The organism is Deltaproteobacteria bacterium, assembly GCA_009930495.1.
Lineage (GTDB): Bacteria > Desulfobacterota > Desulfovibrionia > Desulfovibrionales > Desulfomicrobiaceae > Desulfomicrobium.
In genome coordinates, this window is the sequence record RZYB01000013.1 from 14,266 (window position 1) to 29,156 (window position 14,891).

Below are 14,891 nucleotides of genomic sequence, written 5' to 3' on the forward strand. Positions count from 1 at the left end.
ATGGGAATTCTAGCAATTTACCCGTGCCAAGGCCAGTGGAAACTTTTTTTCGCGTGATGCCGGTGGGGTTATGGTCGCGGCGGGTGCCGGGGGTTCTCAGGATTTGGCACGGGCCTTGAGCGTTCGGTCGAGTAAAATCATGGCGCGAGCCGTGTCGAAATGCCGGCCCGTCCAGCGTTCGAACTGGGCCAGTCCTTGATGCACGAACATGGGGAGTCCGGGGAGGGTCGCCACGCCTTCGGCCTCGGCCTGGGCCAGAAGAGGCGTCTGGCGCGGATTGTAGATCAGGTCGTAGACCAGGGACACGCCAGCCAGGGGCTGTTTCCACGGTGACAGGCCCTGGAACGGGCCGGACATGCCCAGGGGCGTGGTGTTGACCAGGAGGTCGGGTCGCGTTTCGTGGCGCTGGCTCCAGGCCACATGGCCGGACTTGAATGCCTGGGCCAGACGTTCGGCCCTGGGTTCCGTGCGCGCGGCGAGCAATACCTTCCAGCCCGCTTGGCGCAGCCCGCACAGGGCCGCCCTGGCGGCGCCTCCGGCGCCAAGGATGAGGGCCGTGCCCGGCGCGATGCCGTGCGCGGTCAAGGGGGCCATGAATCCGGCCACGTCGGTGTTGTCGCCCCAGAGCTTGTCATTCTCCCAGTACAGGGTGTTCACGGCGCCGATGAGACGGGCGGTCTCGGTCAGGGCATCAATCAGGGGCATGACCGTTTCCTTGTGCGGAATGGTCACGCTGGCGCCATGGATGGGCAGGGTGCGCAGGGCGGCCATGAATGCCGAAAGTTTGTCCGGGGAGGTGTCCCAGACATGGTAGGATGCCTGGATGTCCAAGTCCCGAAATGCCCAGTTATGCAGGACGGGGCTCAGGGTGTGGGACAATGGATGTCCGATGATGCCAAAGAGTTTCACGACTGCCTCGCCGGTTGCGGTGAAGAAGGGGGAGGCCGGAAGGGCGGATTCCGGGGCCCTTTGGCCCCGGACGTATCAAATGTATTGACCGTGCTCGATGACGTAATCCGCGCCGGCCTGGATGGCGGCCGCGTTTTTGGGAATCATGTGGCTGTAGTGCTCGGAGATGACGGACTTCAGGCTGTCCTGGACCTGCTTCACCGGCAATACGCCCGTGGCCTGCACATAGGCGCCGATGGCAACCATGTTGGCCATGCGCGTGTTCCCCAATTTGTCGGCGATTTCATTGACCGGCACGGCGAACACGCGGACTCTGTTTTTTTCGGCTTGGGCCGGGTCGATGAGGGAGGAGTTGAGAACCAGCGTCCCGCCGTCCTGAAGGGTCGGTTGAAACTTGTCCAGGGACGGGGGGTTCATGATGATCAGGCTCACGGGGGAACGGATGATGGGCGAGCCGATGACGTCATCGGACACTACTACCGTGCAATTGGCCGTGCCGCCGCGCATCTCCGGGCCGTAGACCGGAATGTAGGTCACGTTGAGGCCGGCATCCATGCCGGCATAGGCCAGAAGATTGCCGATGAGCATGACTCCCTGGCCGCCGAATCCGGCGATGATCGCATCCTGATACATGCTCATTTTTCCTCCTTGGCCAGGGCGTCTTTGAATGTACCCAGCGGGAAGTAGGGGATCATTTCTGTTTCGATGCGCTTGTTGGCTTCAAGCGGTGTCATGCGCCAATTGGTTGGACAGGTGGCCAGAACTTCCACGAAGGAAAAACCGAGCTCCCTTGTCTGGTATTCGAAGGCCTTGGCCACGGCTTTTTTGGCTTTTTTGATGTTTTTGATGTTGTTGACGGCCACGCGCTCGGCAAAGGCCACGCCGCCCAGGGAGGCGATGATCTCGGTCATGCGGATGGGCATGCCCTCGTGTTCGCGGCAGCGTCCGCCGGGGCAGGTGGTGGTCTTTTGTCCGACCAGTGTGGTCGGGGCCATCTGGCCGCCGGTCATGCCGTAAACCGTGTTGTTGACGAAGATGGTGGTGATGTTTTCACCTCTGTTGGCGCAGTGCATGATTTCGGCCATGCCGATGGACGCCAAGTCGCCGTCACCCTGGTAGGTGAAGACGATTTTGTCCGGCCGGGCGCGTTTTATTCCCGTGGCCACCGCCGGGGCGCGTCCGTGTGGGGATTCAATGGCGTCCAGGGACAGGTAATTGTAGATGAAGACCGAACAGCCGATGGAGCCGACAAGAATGGTTTTGTCGACAAGGCCCAGATCGGTGATGGCCTCGGCCACCAGTCGGTGGGCGATGCCGTGGTGACAGCCCGGACAGTAATGCGAGGCCCGGTCCGTGAGCACTTCGGGGTAGTTGGTGACGCGAATTTCCTGGGTCATGATCAGCCCTCCAGCGCCTTCAAAATGGGTTCTTCGAAATCGTCGGGTGTCGGCAAATTGCCCGGCAACTGGGCATGGAAGGCCGAATCGGCCACGGTGCGGATGGACAGGCGTACGTCCTCGACCATCTGTCCCATGTTGTGTTCGATGGTCAGGAAGCGCTTGCCCTGCTTGGCTAGGCTCAACAGCGTGTCCGATGGAAACGGAAACAGGGTGATGGGTCGGAGGAGTCCGACTTTTTTGCCCTGGCCGCGCAGCTTGCGCACCGTGCTTTTGACGATACGGCCGATGGAGCCAAAGGCGACCACGATCAGTTCGGCGTCCTCGGTCAAAAACATTTCCTGGTCGGCTTCGACCCGCATGGCCTGGTATTTGGCTTGAAGCTTCAAATTCTGTTCGGCCAGGGCGCCATCGTCCAGGAACAGGGATTTGATCAGGCGCGGGGCGCGTCCCTGGGCGCCTCCAAGGCCCCAGTCCTGACCTTCGTTCGGATCGCGGTTTTCGGGCACCCACGGCACGACCGGCTCCTTCATCTGGCCGATGATGGCGTCGGCCAGAACCATGACCGGATTGCGGTACTTGAAGGCCAGATCAAAGGCCTTGATGGTCAGGTCGTAGGCTTCCTGAACCGTGCCTGGGGCCAGCACCAGCAATTTGTAGTCGCCATGGCCGCCACCCTTGACCGCCTGGAAATAGTCACCCTGGGACGGGCCGATGTCGCCCAGACCTGGGCCGCCCCGGCTGACGTTGACGATGACGCCGGGTACTTCGCAGCCGGCCATGTAGGAGATGGCCTCTTGTTTCAGGGACACGCCAGGGCTGGATGAAGACGTCAGTGCCCGGATGCCACAGGCCGATGCGCCTAGGAGCATGTTCGCGGCCGCGACCTCGCTTTCGGCCTGCACGAAATCTCCGCCGGCCTCGATCATGGCCGAGGACATGAATTCCGGAATGTCGTTCTGAGGGGTGATGGGGTAGCCGAAAAAGCATTTGGCGCCAGCGGCAATGGCTCCGCGGGCGATGGCTTCGTTGCCTTTGACGAAAATACGTTTGGGTGCGCTCATGCCTTGCCTCCGGATTCCGTCTTGAAGACATTGATGGCGTAGTCCGGACAGATCATGGCGCAAAACGCACAGCCCTTGCATTTGGCCATGTTTTCCGGGGTGACCTCGGCCACTTTGTACCCTTTCTGGTTGAAGCGGTTGGACTGTTGGATGATGCCGGCCGGACAGACCTCGGTGCAGAGCAAGCAGCCCTTGCAGCGGTCTTCCCGAAACTCGACTCTGCTTGGCATGGAAACCTCCACAGGGGGGATGACGGTGCGTGGGACCTGGGTCCCGTAAGAACGCGGGGTCAGCGGATGAACATGGCGTCGCCGTAGGAGAAGAAACGGAAGCCTCGGCGTACGGCATGGCTGTACGCATCCAGAATACGTCGCCTGCCCGCGAGTGTGGCGACCATAATGATTAGGGAAGAGCGGGGCAAGTGGAAGTTGGTCACCAGCTGGTCCACGACCTTGAAGCGGTATCCGGGGTGGATGAAGATGTCCGTCCAGCCCGTAAACGCTCCGATGGTTCCAAGACGTGTGGCCATGCTTTCCACGGCCCTGGTCGTGGTCGTGCCCACGGCCACGATGGGTCGGCCCTCGGTTTTGGCCTGGGCCAGCAGCGCGGCGGTTTCCGGGCTGACCTCGGCGTATTCGGCGTGCATGGCGTGGTCACGGATGTCCTCGGTCCGGACCGGGCTGAAGGTGCCGTAACCGACATAGAGGGTGACCTCGGCCCGCGTGATTCCTCTGGATTCAAGCCGCGTCAGGATGTCCGGAGTAAAGTGCAGCCCGGCCGTGGGCGCGGCCACGGAGCCGAGTTTGTCCTCGCGGGAATAGACGGTCTGGTACCGGGATCTGTCTTCGGTCTTGTCTTCACGGCGGATATAGGGCGGCAGGGGGATGTGCCCCTGGTCCAGGAAATGCGCGGCCAGATCCCCGCGCCAGGTCAGGCGGACGCGGGCCCGGCCGAATTCGCCTTTTTCCAGAACCACCATGTCGATGCCTGGAAAGTGCAGTGTTTCACCTGGACGCGGCCCTTTGGATGCCTTGAGCAAGCCTTCGGCCTCGGCCTCGAAGGCGCCGTTTGGGCCGGATTCGGGCGTGATCAGGGCCAGCGGCGTCAGGAGCAGGAATTCCACCCGGCCACCGGATGGTTTGCGGCCGATGAGCCGGGCCGGGAGCACCTTGGTGTTGTTGACCACGAGCACCGCGCCCTCGGGCAGGAGGTCGGCGAAATCCGGGAACATGGCTTCCCGGATTTCGCCCGTGGTCCTGTCCAGGACCAAGAGGCGCGACGTGCCGCGCTCCTCGGCTGGGTCCTGGGCGATAAGGGCCTCGGGCAGGTCGAAATCATAGGATTGAAGATCAAACTCTGGTGGTATAGCTGTCATGTGTTTCCTCGCGCGACTTGGGCGCTAGCCCAAGATGCGGGGGAGCGCAATTCCCCATAACCCGCTTTGAAAATGCAGCATGAACGACATTCTCGCCTTTGATCGGGAGCACCTCTGGCATCCCTACACCTCGACCATTACTCCCCTGCCCGTATACGAGGTCGTCTCGGCCTCTGGCGTGCGCTTGAAACTGGCCGATGGCCGGGAACTCATTGATGGCATGTCCTCATGGTGGGCGGCCATCCACGGCTATAACCACCCCGTGCTGAACGCCGCCCTCACGGACCAGCTCGGCCGCATGGCCCATGTCATGTTCGGCGGGCTGACCCACGCTCCGGCCGTGGAGTTGTGTCGGACGCTGCTGGACATGACGCCCGCGCCGCTGACCAAGGTTTTTTTGGCCGATTCCGGTTCGGTGTCCGTGGAAGTGGCCATCAAAATGGCGTTTCAATTCTGGATTTGTCGGGGCCGACCGGAAAAGAAGCGGCTTCTGACCATTCGTGGAGGCTATCACGGCGATACCTTCGCGGCCATGAGCGTGTGCGATCCGGTGGGCGGCATGCATGATCTCTTCGCGAACGTTCTCCCCGCGCATGTTTTTGTTCCCCGCCCCCGATGCCGATTTGGGGAGGACTGGGACGAGGCCGATATCCGGCCCATGCGCGATGCCCTGGAACGCCATCACGGAGAAATCGCCGCCGTGATTCTGGAGCCCGTGGTCCAGGGCGCGGGTGGCATGTATTTTTATCATCCCATGTACGTGCGCCGGGTGCGGGAGCTGTGCGACGAATTCGATGTGCTGTTCATTGCCGACGAAATTGCCACGGGCTTCGGGCGGACTGGCAAACTTTTCGCGTGCGAGCATGCCGGCGTCAGTCCGGACATCATGTGCCTGGGCAAGGCCCTGACCGGCGGCTACATGACCCTGGCCGCGACCCTGGCGACCGCCCGCGTGGCCGAAGGCGTATGCCAGGGCAGGCCCGGTGTCTTCATGCACGGTCCGACGTTCATGGCCAATCCCCTGGCGTGTTCCGTGGCCCGTGCGTCGCTCGATGTGCTGTTCCGGGAGAACTGGCTGGCCAATGTCGCCAGAATAGAACGATGTTTGGCTGCTGGCCTTGCCCCGTGCCGGGATATTCCCTATGTTGCCGCCACGCGCGTGCTCGGGGCTATTGGCGTGGTTGAATTGAAGAATCCCGTGCGCATGGCTGAAATCCAAGCGACGTTTGTTGACCACGGAATTTGGGTCCGTCCATTCGGCCGCCTCGTTTATGTCATGCCTCCGTACATTATGGAGGACGATGATGTGGCCTTTCTCACGGCGGCGTTGGTTCACGTAGTGGCTGGGCATCGGTGCTGATGCCCTCAACCTGCAAACAAGCGGGCCGCCTTTTTCATGGCGGTTCAAAAGGAGAACGTCGGATGCGAAAAAGTTTTGTCTGGATTTTTTGCCTGGCGGCCATCGGCGTGGGTGTTTTTGGGCTTTTGCCCGATGTCTGGGCTTCGGCTGGAGACCTGCATCACGAGGCCGAGGAAATCGGCAAGCTACTTGGCCCGCAATGGGTTATCCCGTTTGCCTGCATGCTGCTGTCCATCGCCATCATGCCCTTGGCGCTGCCTCATTTCTGGCACCATCACTATGGCAAGGTCGCGGCTTTCTGGAGCGTTGCCTACCTTGTGCCTTTCGCCGTTTTTCATGGTTTCGAACTGGCCCTGTACCAGGTCGTCCACACGATGTTCCTGGAGTACTTTTCGTTTTTGATTCTTCTTTTTTCGCTTTTCACCATCGCCGGCGGGGTGTGTCTGCGCGGATCGTTGGTCGGCAAACCGGTGGTGAACACTGTGATTTTGTTGATCGGTACGCTCCTGGCCAGCTGGATGGGAACCACCGGCGCGGCCATGCTGCTTATCCGGCCGTTGATGCGGGCGATTTCCCACCGCAAATACAAGGTGCACACCATTGTCTTCTTCATTTTCTTGGTGGCCAACATTGGTGGCAGCCTGACGCCGCTGGGTGATCCGCCGCTTTTTCTGGGATTTTTAAAGGGCGTGTCCTTTTTTTGGACCACGGTTCATCTTTTTGCTCCTTTCGTCGTCAACTCGGCGATTTTGCTTTCTTTGTATTTTGTCATTGATACGGTGCTGTTCGGCAAGGAAGGCAAACCCGAGTCTCCGGATGCCGGCAAGGATGGCAAGTTGCGGATCCAGGGCGGGCAGAATCTTCTGCTCTTGGCCGGCGTGGTCGGCGGCGTGCTCATGAGCGGCATGTGGAAGCCCGAGGGCGGTTTTATCATCTATCAAGTGCATGTGGAGCTGCAGAACATTGCCCGCGACATTCTGCTTCTTGTCCTGGCGGGGATCAGCCTGAAGACCACGCCCCAGGAAATCCGCCGTCGCAATGAATTCGATTGGGAGCCCATCCGCGAGGTGGCCAAGCTCTTTGCCGGTATTTTCATTTCCATGATTCCGGCCATCGCCATTCTGCGCGCTGGCGCGGACGGAGCCCTGAGTGGTCTCATCGCCCTGGTTTCCACGGATGGCGTGGCCAACAATGCCATGTATTTCTGGCTGACGGGAGTCCTGTCCAGTTTCCTGGACAATGCCCCGACCTATCTTGTGTTTTTTAACACCGCTGGTGGCGACGCACCGTTTCTGATGGAGCACGTGGAGACACTCATGGCCATTTCGGCCGGTGCCGTGTTCATGGGCGCCAACACCTATATCGGCAACGCCCCCAACTTCATGGTCCGGTCCATCGCGGAATCCGGCGGGATCAAGATGCCGAGTTTCTTCGGATACATGGCTTGGTCCGTGGGTATTCTCATTCCGTGTTTCATACTGACGACCCTGCTCTTTTTCTAATCCGTGAGCCAGTGGCGGCACGGCCGCCAGGGAGAAATACTGATGATTAAAATTGAACGCGTTTTGGTGCCTGTGGACGGTTCCGCGTCGTCCAAGAACGCGGCCTTGTATGCCGCGCACTTGGTCAATTCCAGGAGCCCCAAGATTTATCTGCTGCATGTTTGGGAGCCCATCACCATGACCATCGGCGGAGACGAGGCCGAGGAATTGCGCCACGAGGCCCAGACCCAGGCCATGGCCCTGCTTGAGGAATACAAAAAAATGTTGGAGCCGTGCGGTCTGCAGGTGGAGCTTCTGGCCCGTCCCGGCCGGGCGGACTATGAGATATTGAACGTGCAGGAAGAACTGGACTGCGACCTCATTGTGATCGGCTCGCGCGGCATGTCCGAGCTGGAAAGCGTGGTCATGGGCAGCGTGGTGTCCGGAGTTTTGGAGGAGGCGACCTGCCCGGTGCTGGTCACGCGCAATCTGCGCACGAAGTATTTACAGGATGCCTGCGGCGTGTAGGCCTCTGGTTTCGGTCTTTCGCGTCACAAACGCCGGTTTCTGTCGAGGCCGGCGTTTTTTTATCTGGAAGTCAGTCCGTATTTTTTGAGCCGGTATTGCAGGGTGCGGCGGCTGATGCCCAGGGCCTGGGCCGTGCGGGCGCGGTGCCCGTCGTGTTTGCGCAATGTTTCGACCAGCGCTTGCCGTTCGGCCGTTTCCAGCGGATTACCTCTCGTGGCCGCCAGACCATGGCCGTGAATGGGGCGGTCGCGCAGATGATCGGGGAGGTCGTGTTCGTCCAACGCGTCGCCGCGTGACAGGATCAGGGAGCGCTCCAGGATATTTTCCAGTTCCCGGACATTGCCGCGCCATTCGTGGCGACACAGAAGATCGAGGAAACCACGGGTCATGCCGCGCACCGGCTTGTTGTTCTTGCGGCCGAGCTTGTCCAGGAGATGGCTGGCCAGAAGGGGGATGTCCTCGATCCGTTCGCGCAGGGGGGGGATGCGGATTTCCAGCACGTTCAGGCGGTAATAGAGGTCTTCGCGGAACGTGCCGTCGGCGATCATGGTCGGTAAATCGCGGTTGGTGGCGGCGATGAAACGCACATCCACGGCCACGGGGGTAATGCCGCCAAGAGGCTCCACGACGCGCTCCTGCAGGGCGCGCAGGATCTTGGCCTGCAAGGCCAGGGGCAGCTCTCCGATTTCATCCAAGAACAGGGTGCCGCCGCTGGCCAACTGGAATCGCCCTGGTTTGTCATTGGCCGCGCCGGTGAAGGCGCCCTTGACGTAGCCGAAAAGTTCGCTCTCCAGCAGATTTTCGGGCAGGGCCGCGCAGTTGACCTTGATCAGCGGGCCGTTTTTGCGCTGGCTGTGGTCGTGCAGGCCTTGGGCCACCAGCTCCTTGCCCGTGCCGGATTCTCCCAGGATGAGCACGTTGGCCTCGCTCGGGCCGACCTGTTCGATGAGCTCGTTGACGGTGCGCATGGCCGGACTGTCCCCGATGATGGGTGCCTGCCGCAATGATCCGAGCTGTTTTTTGAGTTCCCGGTTTTCCGTGGTCAGGCGGACATGCTCGGCCGCTTTTTGGACAACGGCCAGAAGCTCGTCGTTGTCGGCGGGCTTGGTCAGGTAGTCGAAGGCGCCGCTTTTCATGGCTTCGACGGCGCCGCCGACATTGCCGAAGGCGGTCAGCATGATCACCGGTGGAAAACCGCCCTGCTCGCGCAGGCGGTGCAGCACTTCCAGACCGGTCATGCCCGGCATGCGCATGTCCAGAAGGACAACATCGACGCGCTTGGTGCGCAGAATGTTCAAGCCTGTCGGGCCGTTGTCCGCCTCCAGAACCTTGAAGCCGGCGTCGCCGAGCACGACCCGGACCATGAGCCGGTGGGCTGGTTCGTCGTCGATGACGAGGACGGTTGTCGTGTTCATGCCTGTTCTCGCTCGTTGGTGGGGGACGGGGTCGCCGGGAAGAAAAGGGAAATGGTGGTGCCCTGTCCGGGGGTTGATTTCATGTCGATGTCGCCGCCGTGCTCGCGCACGATGGCATGCACGATGGCCAGACCCAGGCCGGTGCCGTGGTCGCGGGTGGTGAAGAACGGCTCCAGGGCGTGGCTGCGTTCCTCTTCGGTCATCCCTTTGCCATTGTCCATGACCCGCATCCAGACTCCGTTATCGGTGGCTTCGGCGCGTAGGTGGATCAGACCGCCGGTTTCGGGCATGGCGGCGACGCTGTTCATGATCAGGTTGATCAGGGCCTGTTTCAGGGCGTCGCGATCGGCCTGGATGGCGTCCGTTTGGGCCTGGCTGTCCAGGCGGCAATTCGTGCCGCGCAGGTCCATGGCCAGCAAGGTGTCCAGCTCCTGGAACAGGGTTGGCAGGTTCACGGCCTGGAACCGGAGCTGCCGGGGGCGGGCCAAAAAGAGCAGATCGGTGATGACCCGGTTCAGGCGGTCCGCCTCCTGGACCATGGTCCGGGCATAGAGCTCCTCCGGGTCCCGGCCAGCCAGTTTTTTGGAGAAAAATTGCGCGAAGCCGCGCAGGGCCGAGAGCGGATTGCGGATTTCATGGGCCACGCCAGCGGCCATGCGGCCGATCGCGGCCAGTTTTTCATTGCGGTGCAGCTCCTGCTCCAGGCCGGCCAATTCGGTTCTGTCCCGAACCAGGATGAGGCGTTGGCTGGTTTCGTCCTTGAGAGGGAGTTGCAGGACTTCCAGGTGCTTGCCCCCGGTTTTGAGGGTCGTCCATTCCTGATCCGGGAGCTGGTCCAGGGTCAGGCCCAGGCTGGAGAAAAGCGCCGCGAAGGGCTTCCCGGCCAGGGCGCCGCCTCCGAACACGGCCCGCGCCGCCGGGTTGGCCGCCAGGATCGTGCCGTCGCGGGCCAGGGTCAACAGGCCGTCGGGCATGTTGTCCAGAAGACGGGCGTTGAAGGACTCCAGGCGGCGCAGGCGCTGGGTCTGGTCGGAGTGTTGCAGGAAGCCCATGAGCAGAATCCAGAACACGATGGTCACGGCCAGGATGTAGCCGGTCTGGAGGATGGCCGTGCGCTGGTATTTGCCAAAGGCGGCCAGATGCTGGCCCATGTCCACGCCGATCAGAAGCAGGGGGGGCTGGTTTTCCGGCGGACAGGGCAGGGTCGGGTCCGGGCACAGGGTGGCCATGGCCAGATGGCTCAGCCGCCCCAGGACCAGGATGGGCCGCCCCTCGAAGTTCATTTCCCCGCTCCATTCACCCGTGTTGCCCATGTTTTCCCAGGCAATGGTCGGAAGCTGGGAGTTGATGGATTTCGGGTCGTCGTGGGACGAAAAAAGGATGTGCCCAAGCGGATTGTAGATGCCGATGAAGCGGGCGTCGGTGCGTGTGATATAGTCTTTGAGCAGGTCTCGGGCCAGTGCCCGGTGCAGGCGCGTGGCCGTGTCCGGTGTGTTTTGGGCGCCGGCGGGGAGGCGCAGTTCGCGGCGGAGGGTGATTTCAATGCCGGCCGCGATGGATCTGGCCGTGACCAGGGCGTGTTCGCGGAAGGATTCCTGCTGGTGGCGAAGGTTTCGCCAGGTCGAAAAGCTCAAGGCCAAACCCAGGACGAACACGGCCAGGGTGGCGACCATGATGGTTCTATTGAACCGGGAGGGCAGGAATATTTCCATGCGAGGGCTCCGTGGAAAAGGCAAAGGCCGCGTGGCGCGGCCTTTGCCCAATACGGGAGGGGAGAGACGATGGGATCAGGAACCCTGTGGGGAGCCGGGCTTGACTCCCGGACCTTGCGGCGTGCCGCTGGAAGGCGCGCCAGGTCCGGGCATCTGGCCCGGGCAGGGTGCCGCGGGACCGTGCCCCTTGCCGGAATTCATGGGGAGGGGCTTGCCCGTGATTTCCGTCAAGTCGATGCGGTACTCGATGTTGAGGATGTTCTTCTTGGCCTGCAACGCGTTCATGTCGTCCACCAGTTTCAGGATGGCCGCTCTGTCGGGGGGGGCGACAGCGAGGAGGGCGTCCATCTCGGCCTGTTTGGCGTTGAGTTCTTTTTGCAGGCCAAAAAGCTGCTCGTGATGAGCGTCGGTCAATTTTTGGACCTTTCCTTGTTGTTCCTGGGAAAGGTCCGCCATGAAGCCCTGGTAGTGTCCGGTACCGGGCTTCATGCCCTGATAAGCCCACGCGTTGGCGCCAAGCATCATCAGGACGAGGAGGGCGAGGATGAGGTGTTTTCCGATCATGTCAGCTCCTGTCGCACCATGGAGGTAGGATGCGTCGTTGGTTCGAGAAAGAATAAGCATGGCTCGTGCCAAAAAGACGGAACTTTTTAATTCAAGTGGTTATATTTTTCGTGGTGTGGTTTCGAAGGTGTTGTTTGCACATATTTGCACTTTTCATGCAAAAAAGTGCAATCGATCTGGCGCTTGCATTTGTCTTTGAAAAAGGTAGCTTCCAACCGTGTCGAAATGTTTGCGGAAATACCAATATGGAGGTGCGTATGTGTAAAGGTTGCGGGTGCCAGCGTGGCACGACGTCGGTCACGGTGGTTCATCACGAACATGAGCACAGTCACGGGGACATGGTCCATTCCCATCCTCACGATCATGACCACGAGCATACCCACGATGGACACGAAGGCGTGACCCACGACGACCATAAACATTGAGCCGGCGCGGCGCGTCACGTAGGGCTGCTCGTTGGCGCGGGCGGCCTTTTTTTTTCTGGGAGGTTGTTCATGAAGACGGGAATGATCGTGCTTGGGCATGGCAGCAGGCGGCGGGAGGTGGGGCGGTCTTTCGAGGCCATGGTCGGCCGGGTCGCGGCCATGGTGCCGGGAGCAACCGTGCTGCCCGCGTTTTTTTCGCTGGGCGAACCGACCCTGGCCCATCAGGTTGGCGTGTTGGTTGGCCAGGACTGCGCCCGGATCGTGGTCATGCAGTATTTTTTGTACAACGGCGTGCACATCGAGCAGGACATTCCATCGATGATCGCGGAGTTGCGCGGGGCCTATCCGGGCGTGGAGTTCGTCGTGCTGCCAACCCTGGAAAACGACCCGGCCATGGAGCGGCTGGTTGCGGAACGGCTGCTCGGGGCCTGACCGCGCTCTTCTTCACATGGCGAAGAGTTCCTGGAGGCAGGCTGTTGTTCGCGCCTGTTCCTCGGAGGAAATGACGCCGAGCTTGCGGACCAGTCGTGTTTTATCCACGGCCCGGAGCTGATCCAGAACAATAAATCCGTTCTTGCCCTGAAATGTGCAAGGAATTCTGGTTGGATAGGCGAAGCCCTGGGATGTCAGGGGGGCGACAATGACAGTGCGCAGCGCGGCCATTTCGTTCGGAGACAGAATGACGCAGGGCCGTGTTTTTTTGATCTCTGCCCCTTGGGTCGGATCGAGCTGCACCAACCAAACCTCGAAACGGTGGATGTCCGGGCTCACCATGCCAGATCCTTATCATCGGTCAGCGGCGCATCCAGCCATTCCTGGTCCGTGTCATGGGCCGCGCGTTCTTCCTCCGCATGGGCGAATCGTTCGGCCCAGCCCTGGCGTGGCGCGTTGGCGGGACGAATGAGCAGTCCCGCGTCCGTGACCTTGAATTCCAGTTCCGTATCCGCAAGCCGGGCCTGTTCGATGAGGGCCTTTGGAATGCGGATGCCCTGGGAATTGCCGATTTTGATGAGGGTGGTCATGACGTCCTCCTGTATAGGATGTAATTACATTAGGCTTACTGAATGTGGACGTCAATAAAATGAAAAGTGTTCGCGTCGGTGGGTATAAACCTTTACGTGGTCCTGAAGCCGAAGAAGGGCCGGCCGCGATCCCTGGTGGGTAGCCGTGCCCAAGGCCTTGGCCTGGACAAAACCGGCATTTCGAAGTCTCAAACGCAAACCCCCGCCGAAAATCATGGCGGGGGTTTGTCGATTGAAAAGCGTCCACAGGCGCTTTCTCTGTGTCGCGATGGAAAGAGGACGCTATTCCCCCAGTACCGCCACCTTGACCGCGTCGATGCCGACGCGATTCACGAACCGGGCGGTGCGTTCCTTTTTCTTGGCGTTTTCCTTGTAGAAGGTCAGGAGTTTTTTGACCAACGCCAAAACCTCTTCCTTGGTCAGGTCCTTGGCGATGATGTCACCGATGCGGGCCTGGGCCCCGGCGTTGCCGCCGAAGCTGACATTCCATCCCTTGCGGGAACCGGTGATGCCGATGTCGCGCACCAAACCTTCGCCACAGGAAAACGGACAGCCCGAAACTCCAAATTTGAACTTGGCCGGCAGTTCGAAGCCCTTGAACATTTCCTCCACTTCCAGGCCCAGTCCCAGGGAGTCCTGGACGCCGAACGGACAGACCGAGGTGCCCGGACAGGCCTGGACATAGTGCACGCACAGTTCCGTGGCCCGGCCGATGTCCGTGCCCAAATCCTTCCAGATGTCGGCCAGCTGTTCCTTTTTCATGCCGACCAGGGCGATGCGCTGGCCCGAGGTGATCTTGACGATGGGGATGGCGTATTTCTTGACCACGGTGTTCAGGGCGTCGAGCACTTCGGGGCTGATCAGGCCGACCGGGGTGCGCGGCACGATGGCGTAGGTTTCCTTGTCCCGCTGCAAGATGGCTCCATCCAGTATATTTTCCGACATATAACCTCCGAATTGATTATGGTGTCCCCGCCTTAGCGGACTGCATGCCGGTTGTCCAACGATGGCCGCCCCGCCGGCTTCTTGTCGTGGAATGTCCTCGCTGTTGTCGCTAATCCGTCACGGGTTGTGTCTAGGGTGCCTTCATCGCAATAGGGCGGCCTGGCTGTCCGGATGGGTCCGGGTGGGCCGGGTTGCACAACCAGGAGGCTTGCCATGTCGTATTCCAAGATGACGCATCACGGACTTGAACAGCAACTTCGGGACAAACACGCCAGAATCACGGCCGAAAATCTGAGCCTGCGCGAGGCCATGGGCCAGGGCCGGGATGTGGAGCCGGATCTGGCCGATCGCGCCTTCACTGCCTCGTCGCAAGATTGGAACATGATTCGTTACAACCGCAACATTTCCCTGCTGAAAGACATCGAGAGCGCCCTCAAGGCCATCGACAATGATTCCTATGGACTGTGTGAACTCTGCGGTGAGTTTATCGCCGAGCGGCGCCTCCTGGCCATGCCCAGCGCCCGGTATTGCGTCGAGTGCCAGGAGATGGTCGACCGCAATCCCGGTGAGTTTTTGCGTACCGGTCTTGGGGAGGGCATTTTGGCCGCGGTCTGAGATGGCGTTTTTTCCGTGCGTCGGCCCGCGCCGCAAGGCGCGTCCCCTGAACCGCCGTTTCGGGGCCCCGGCCCCTTAA

17 protein-coding genes are annotated in these 14,891 nt (G+C 60.8%); 5 read left to right on the plus strand and 12 right to left on the minus strand.

What is annotated here, in order from left to right:
* Positions 1–96: 96 nt before the first annotated feature.
* The 6 genes from aroE to queA form a co-directional block, all read right to left on the minus strand.
* On the minus strand, positions 97–909 hold the full coding sequence (gene aroE / locus EOL86_02610; protein NCD24476.1) for a shikimate dehydrogenase: 813 nt from the start codon (positions 907–909) through the stop codon (positions 97–99).
* 75 nt (positions 910–984) lie between these two features.
* Positions 985–1,548: a 2-oxoacid:ferredoxin oxidoreductase subunit gamma gene (locus EOL86_02615; GenBank protein ID NCD24477.1), complete on the minus strand. Its 564-nt coding sequence runs from the start codon at positions 1,546–1,548 to the stop codon at positions 985–987.
* Positions 1,545–2,306 carry a 2-oxoglutarate oxidoreductase gene (locus tag EOL86_02620; GenBank protein NCD24478.1) on the minus strand — a complete coding sequence of 254 codons (762 nt, stop codon included), beginning with the start codon at positions 2,304–2,306 and terminating at the stop codon, positions 1,545–1,547. Before EOL86_02620 ends, EOL86_02615 begins: the two co-directional genes overlap by 4 nt.
* Before the next feature lie 2 nt (positions 2,307–2,308).
* The gene (gene vorB / locus EOL86_02625) at positions 2,309–3,370 is read right to left on the minus strand and encodes a 3-methyl-2-oxobutanoate dehydrogenase subunit VorB (GenBank protein NCD24479.1); all 1,062 of its coding nucleotides are present in this window, start codon (positions 3,368–3,370) and stop codon (positions 2,309–2,311) included.
* Positions 3,367–3,600 carry a 4Fe-4S dicluster domain-containing protein gene (locus EOL86_02630; protein NCD24480.1) on the minus strand — a complete coding sequence of 78 codons (234 nt, stop codon included), beginning with the start codon at positions 3,598–3,600 and terminating at the stop codon, positions 3,367–3,369. Before EOL86_02630 ends, vorB begins: the two co-directional genes overlap by 4 nt.
* A gap of 59 nt (positions 3,601–3,659) precedes the next feature.
* Positions 3,660–4,745: a tRNA preQ1(34) S-adenosylmethionine ribosyltransferase-isomerase QueA gene (gene queA / locus EOL86_02635; protein ID NCD24481.1), complete on the minus strand. Its 1,086-nt coding sequence runs from the start codon at positions 4,743–4,745 to the stop codon at positions 3,660–3,662.
* 79 nt (positions 4,746–4,824) lie between these two features.
* Between queA and EOL86_02640 the strand changes: the two genes are divergently transcribed.
* From EOL86_02640 to EOL86_02650, 3 genes are all read left to right on the plus strand, one after another.
* Complete coding sequence (locus EOL86_02640; protein NCD24482.1) at positions 4,825–6,105, plus strand: adenosylmethionine--8-amino-7-oxononanoate transaminase; 1,281 nt, start codon at positions 4,825–4,827, stop codon at positions 6,103–6,105.
* A gap of 62 nt (positions 6,106–6,167) precedes the next feature.
* Positions 6,168–7,607 carry a sodium:proton antiporter gene (locus EOL86_02645; GenBank protein NCD24483.1) on the plus strand — a complete coding sequence of 480 codons (1,440 nt, stop codon included), beginning with the start codon at positions 6,168–6,170 and terminating at the stop codon, positions 7,605–7,607.
* 42 nt (positions 7,608–7,649) lie between these two features.
* A complete protein-coding gene (locus tag EOL86_02650) occupies positions 7,650–8,114 on the plus strand; it encodes a universal stress protein (protein ID NCD24484.1) in 465 nt (154 codons plus the stop codon).
* Positions 8,115–8,173: 59 nt separating this feature from the next.
* Here the strand turns inward: EOL86_02650 and EOL86_02655 are convergent, their stop codons facing one another.
* From EOL86_02655 to EOL86_02665, 3 genes are all read right to left on the minus strand, one after another.
* Positions 8,174–9,529: a sigma-54-dependent Fis family transcriptional regulator gene (locus EOL86_02655; GenBank protein ID NCD24485.1), complete on the minus strand. Its 1,356-nt coding sequence runs from the start codon at positions 9,527–9,529 to the stop codon at positions 8,174–8,176.
* Entirely contained in the window at positions 9,526–11,241 is a 1,716-nt protein-coding gene (locus tag EOL86_02660; protein ID NCD24486.1) for a PAS domain-containing protein, read from the minus strand. Before EOL86_02660 ends, EOL86_02655 begins: the two co-directional genes overlap by 4 nt.
* A 75-nt stretch (positions 11,242–11,316) precedes the next feature.
* Complete coding sequence (locus EOL86_02665; GenBank protein NCD24487.1) at positions 11,317–11,865, minus strand: periplasmic heavy metal sensor; 549 nt, start codon at positions 11,863–11,865, stop codon at positions 11,317–11,319.
* Between the two features lie 434 nt (positions 11,866–12,299).
* Between EOL86_02665 and EOL86_02670 the strand changes: the two genes are divergently transcribed.
* Positions 12,300–12,662 (plus strand): hypothetical protein, encoded by a 363-nt coding sequence (locus EOL86_02670; protein NCD24488.1) that lies wholly within the window; start codon positions 12,300–12,302, stop codon positions 12,660–12,662.
* Positions 12,663–12,674: 12 nt separating this feature from the next.
* Here EOL86_02670 and EOL86_02675 read toward each other — a convergent pair whose 3' ends face one another.
* From EOL86_02675 to EOL86_02685, 3 genes are all read right to left on the minus strand, one after another.
* The gene (locus tag EOL86_02675; protein NCD24489.1) at positions 12,675–13,004 is read right to left on the minus strand and encodes a type II toxin-antitoxin system PemK/MazF family toxin; all 330 of its coding nucleotides are present in this window, start codon (positions 13,002–13,004) and stop codon (positions 12,675–12,677) included.
* Positions 12,998–13,252 carry an AbrB/MazE/SpoVT family DNA-binding domain-containing protein gene (locus tag EOL86_02680; GenBank protein ID NCD24490.1) on the minus strand — a complete coding sequence of 85 codons (255 nt, stop codon included), beginning with the start codon at positions 13,250–13,252 and terminating at the stop codon, positions 12,998–13,000. Before EOL86_02680 ends, EOL86_02675 begins: the two co-directional genes overlap by 7 nt.
* A 282-nt stretch (positions 13,253–13,534) precedes the next feature.
* Positions 13,535–14,197 (minus strand): NAD(P)/FAD-dependent oxidoreductase, encoded by a 663-nt coding sequence (locus EOL86_02685; protein ID NCD24491.1) that lies wholly within the window; start codon positions 14,195–14,197, stop codon positions 13,535–13,537.
* A gap of 171 nt (positions 14,198–14,368) precedes the next feature.
* Here EOL86_02685 and EOL86_02690 point away from each other — a divergent pair, with 171 nt between their 5' ends.
* On the plus strand, positions 14,369–14,812 hold the full coding sequence (locus EOL86_02690) for a TraR/DksA family transcriptional regulator (protein NCD24492.1): 444 nt from the start codon (positions 14,369–14,371) through the stop codon (positions 14,810–14,812).
* The last annotated feature ends 79 nt before the right edge of the window (positions 14,813–14,891 follow it).

Excerpts from the sequence above, each read along its gene's own strand:
- EOL86_02615 (NCD24477.1), bottom strand. The coding sequence starts at position 1,548 with ATGAGCATGTATCAGGATGCGATCATCGCCGGATTCGGCGGCCAGGGA.
- EOL86_02620 (NCD24478.1), bottom strand. The coding sequence starts at position 2,306 with ATGACCCAGGAAATTCGCGTCACCAACTACCCCGAAGTGCTCACGGAC.
- vorB (NCD24479.1), bottom strand. The coding sequence starts at position 3,370 with ATGAGCGCACCCAAACGTATTTTCGTCAAAGGCAACGAAGCCATCGCC.
- EOL86_02630 (NCD24480.1), bottom strand. The coding sequence starts at position 3,600 with ATGCCAAGCAGAGTCGAGTTTCGGGAAGACCGCTGCAAGGGCTGCTTG.
- queA (NCD24481.1), bottom strand. The coding sequence starts at position 4,745 with ATGACAGCTATACCACCAGAGTTTGATCTTCAATCCTATGATTTCGAC.
- EOL86_02640 (NCD24482.1), top strand. The coding sequence starts at position 4,825 with ATGAACGACATTCTCGCCTTTGATCGGGAGCACCTCTGGCATCCCTAC.
- EOL86_02645 (NCD24483.1), top strand. The coding sequence starts at position 6,168 with ATGCGAAAAAGTTTTGTCTGGATTTTTTGCCTGGCGGCCATCGGCGTG.
- EOL86_02650 (NCD24484.1), top strand. The coding sequence starts at position 7,650 with ATGATTAAAATTGAACGCGTTTTGGTGCCTGTGGACGGTTCCGCGTCG.
- EOL86_02655 (NCD24485.1), bottom strand. The coding sequence starts at position 9,529 with ATGAACACGACAACCGTCCTCGTCATCGACGACGAACCAGCCCACCGG.
- EOL86_02660 (NCD24486.1), bottom strand. The coding sequence starts at position 11,241 with ATGGAAATATTCCTGCCCTCCCGGTTCAATAGAACCATCATGGTCGCC.
- EOL86_02665 (NCD24487.1), bottom strand. The coding sequence starts at position 11,865 with ATGCTTATTCTTTCTCGAACCAACGACGCATCCTACCTCCATGGTGCG.
- EOL86_02670 (NCD24488.1), top strand. The coding sequence starts at position 12,300 with ATGAAGACGGGAATGATCGTGCTTGGGCATGGCAGCAGGCGGCGGGAG.
- EOL86_02675 (NCD24489.1), bottom strand. The coding sequence starts at position 13,004 with ATGGTGAGCCCGGACATCCACCGTTTCGAGGTTTGGTTGGTGCAGCTC.
- EOL86_02680 (NCD24490.1), bottom strand. The coding sequence starts at position 13,252 with ATGACCACCCTCATCAAAATCGGCAATTCCCAGGGCATCCGCATTCCA.
- EOL86_02685 (NCD24491.1), bottom strand. The coding sequence starts at position 14,197 with ATGTCGGAAAATATACTGGATGGAGCCATCTTGCAGCGGGACAAGGAA.
- EOL86_02690 (NCD24492.1), top strand. The coding sequence starts at position 14,369 with ATGGGTCCGGGTGGGCCGGGTTGCACAACCAGGAGGCTTGCCATGTCG.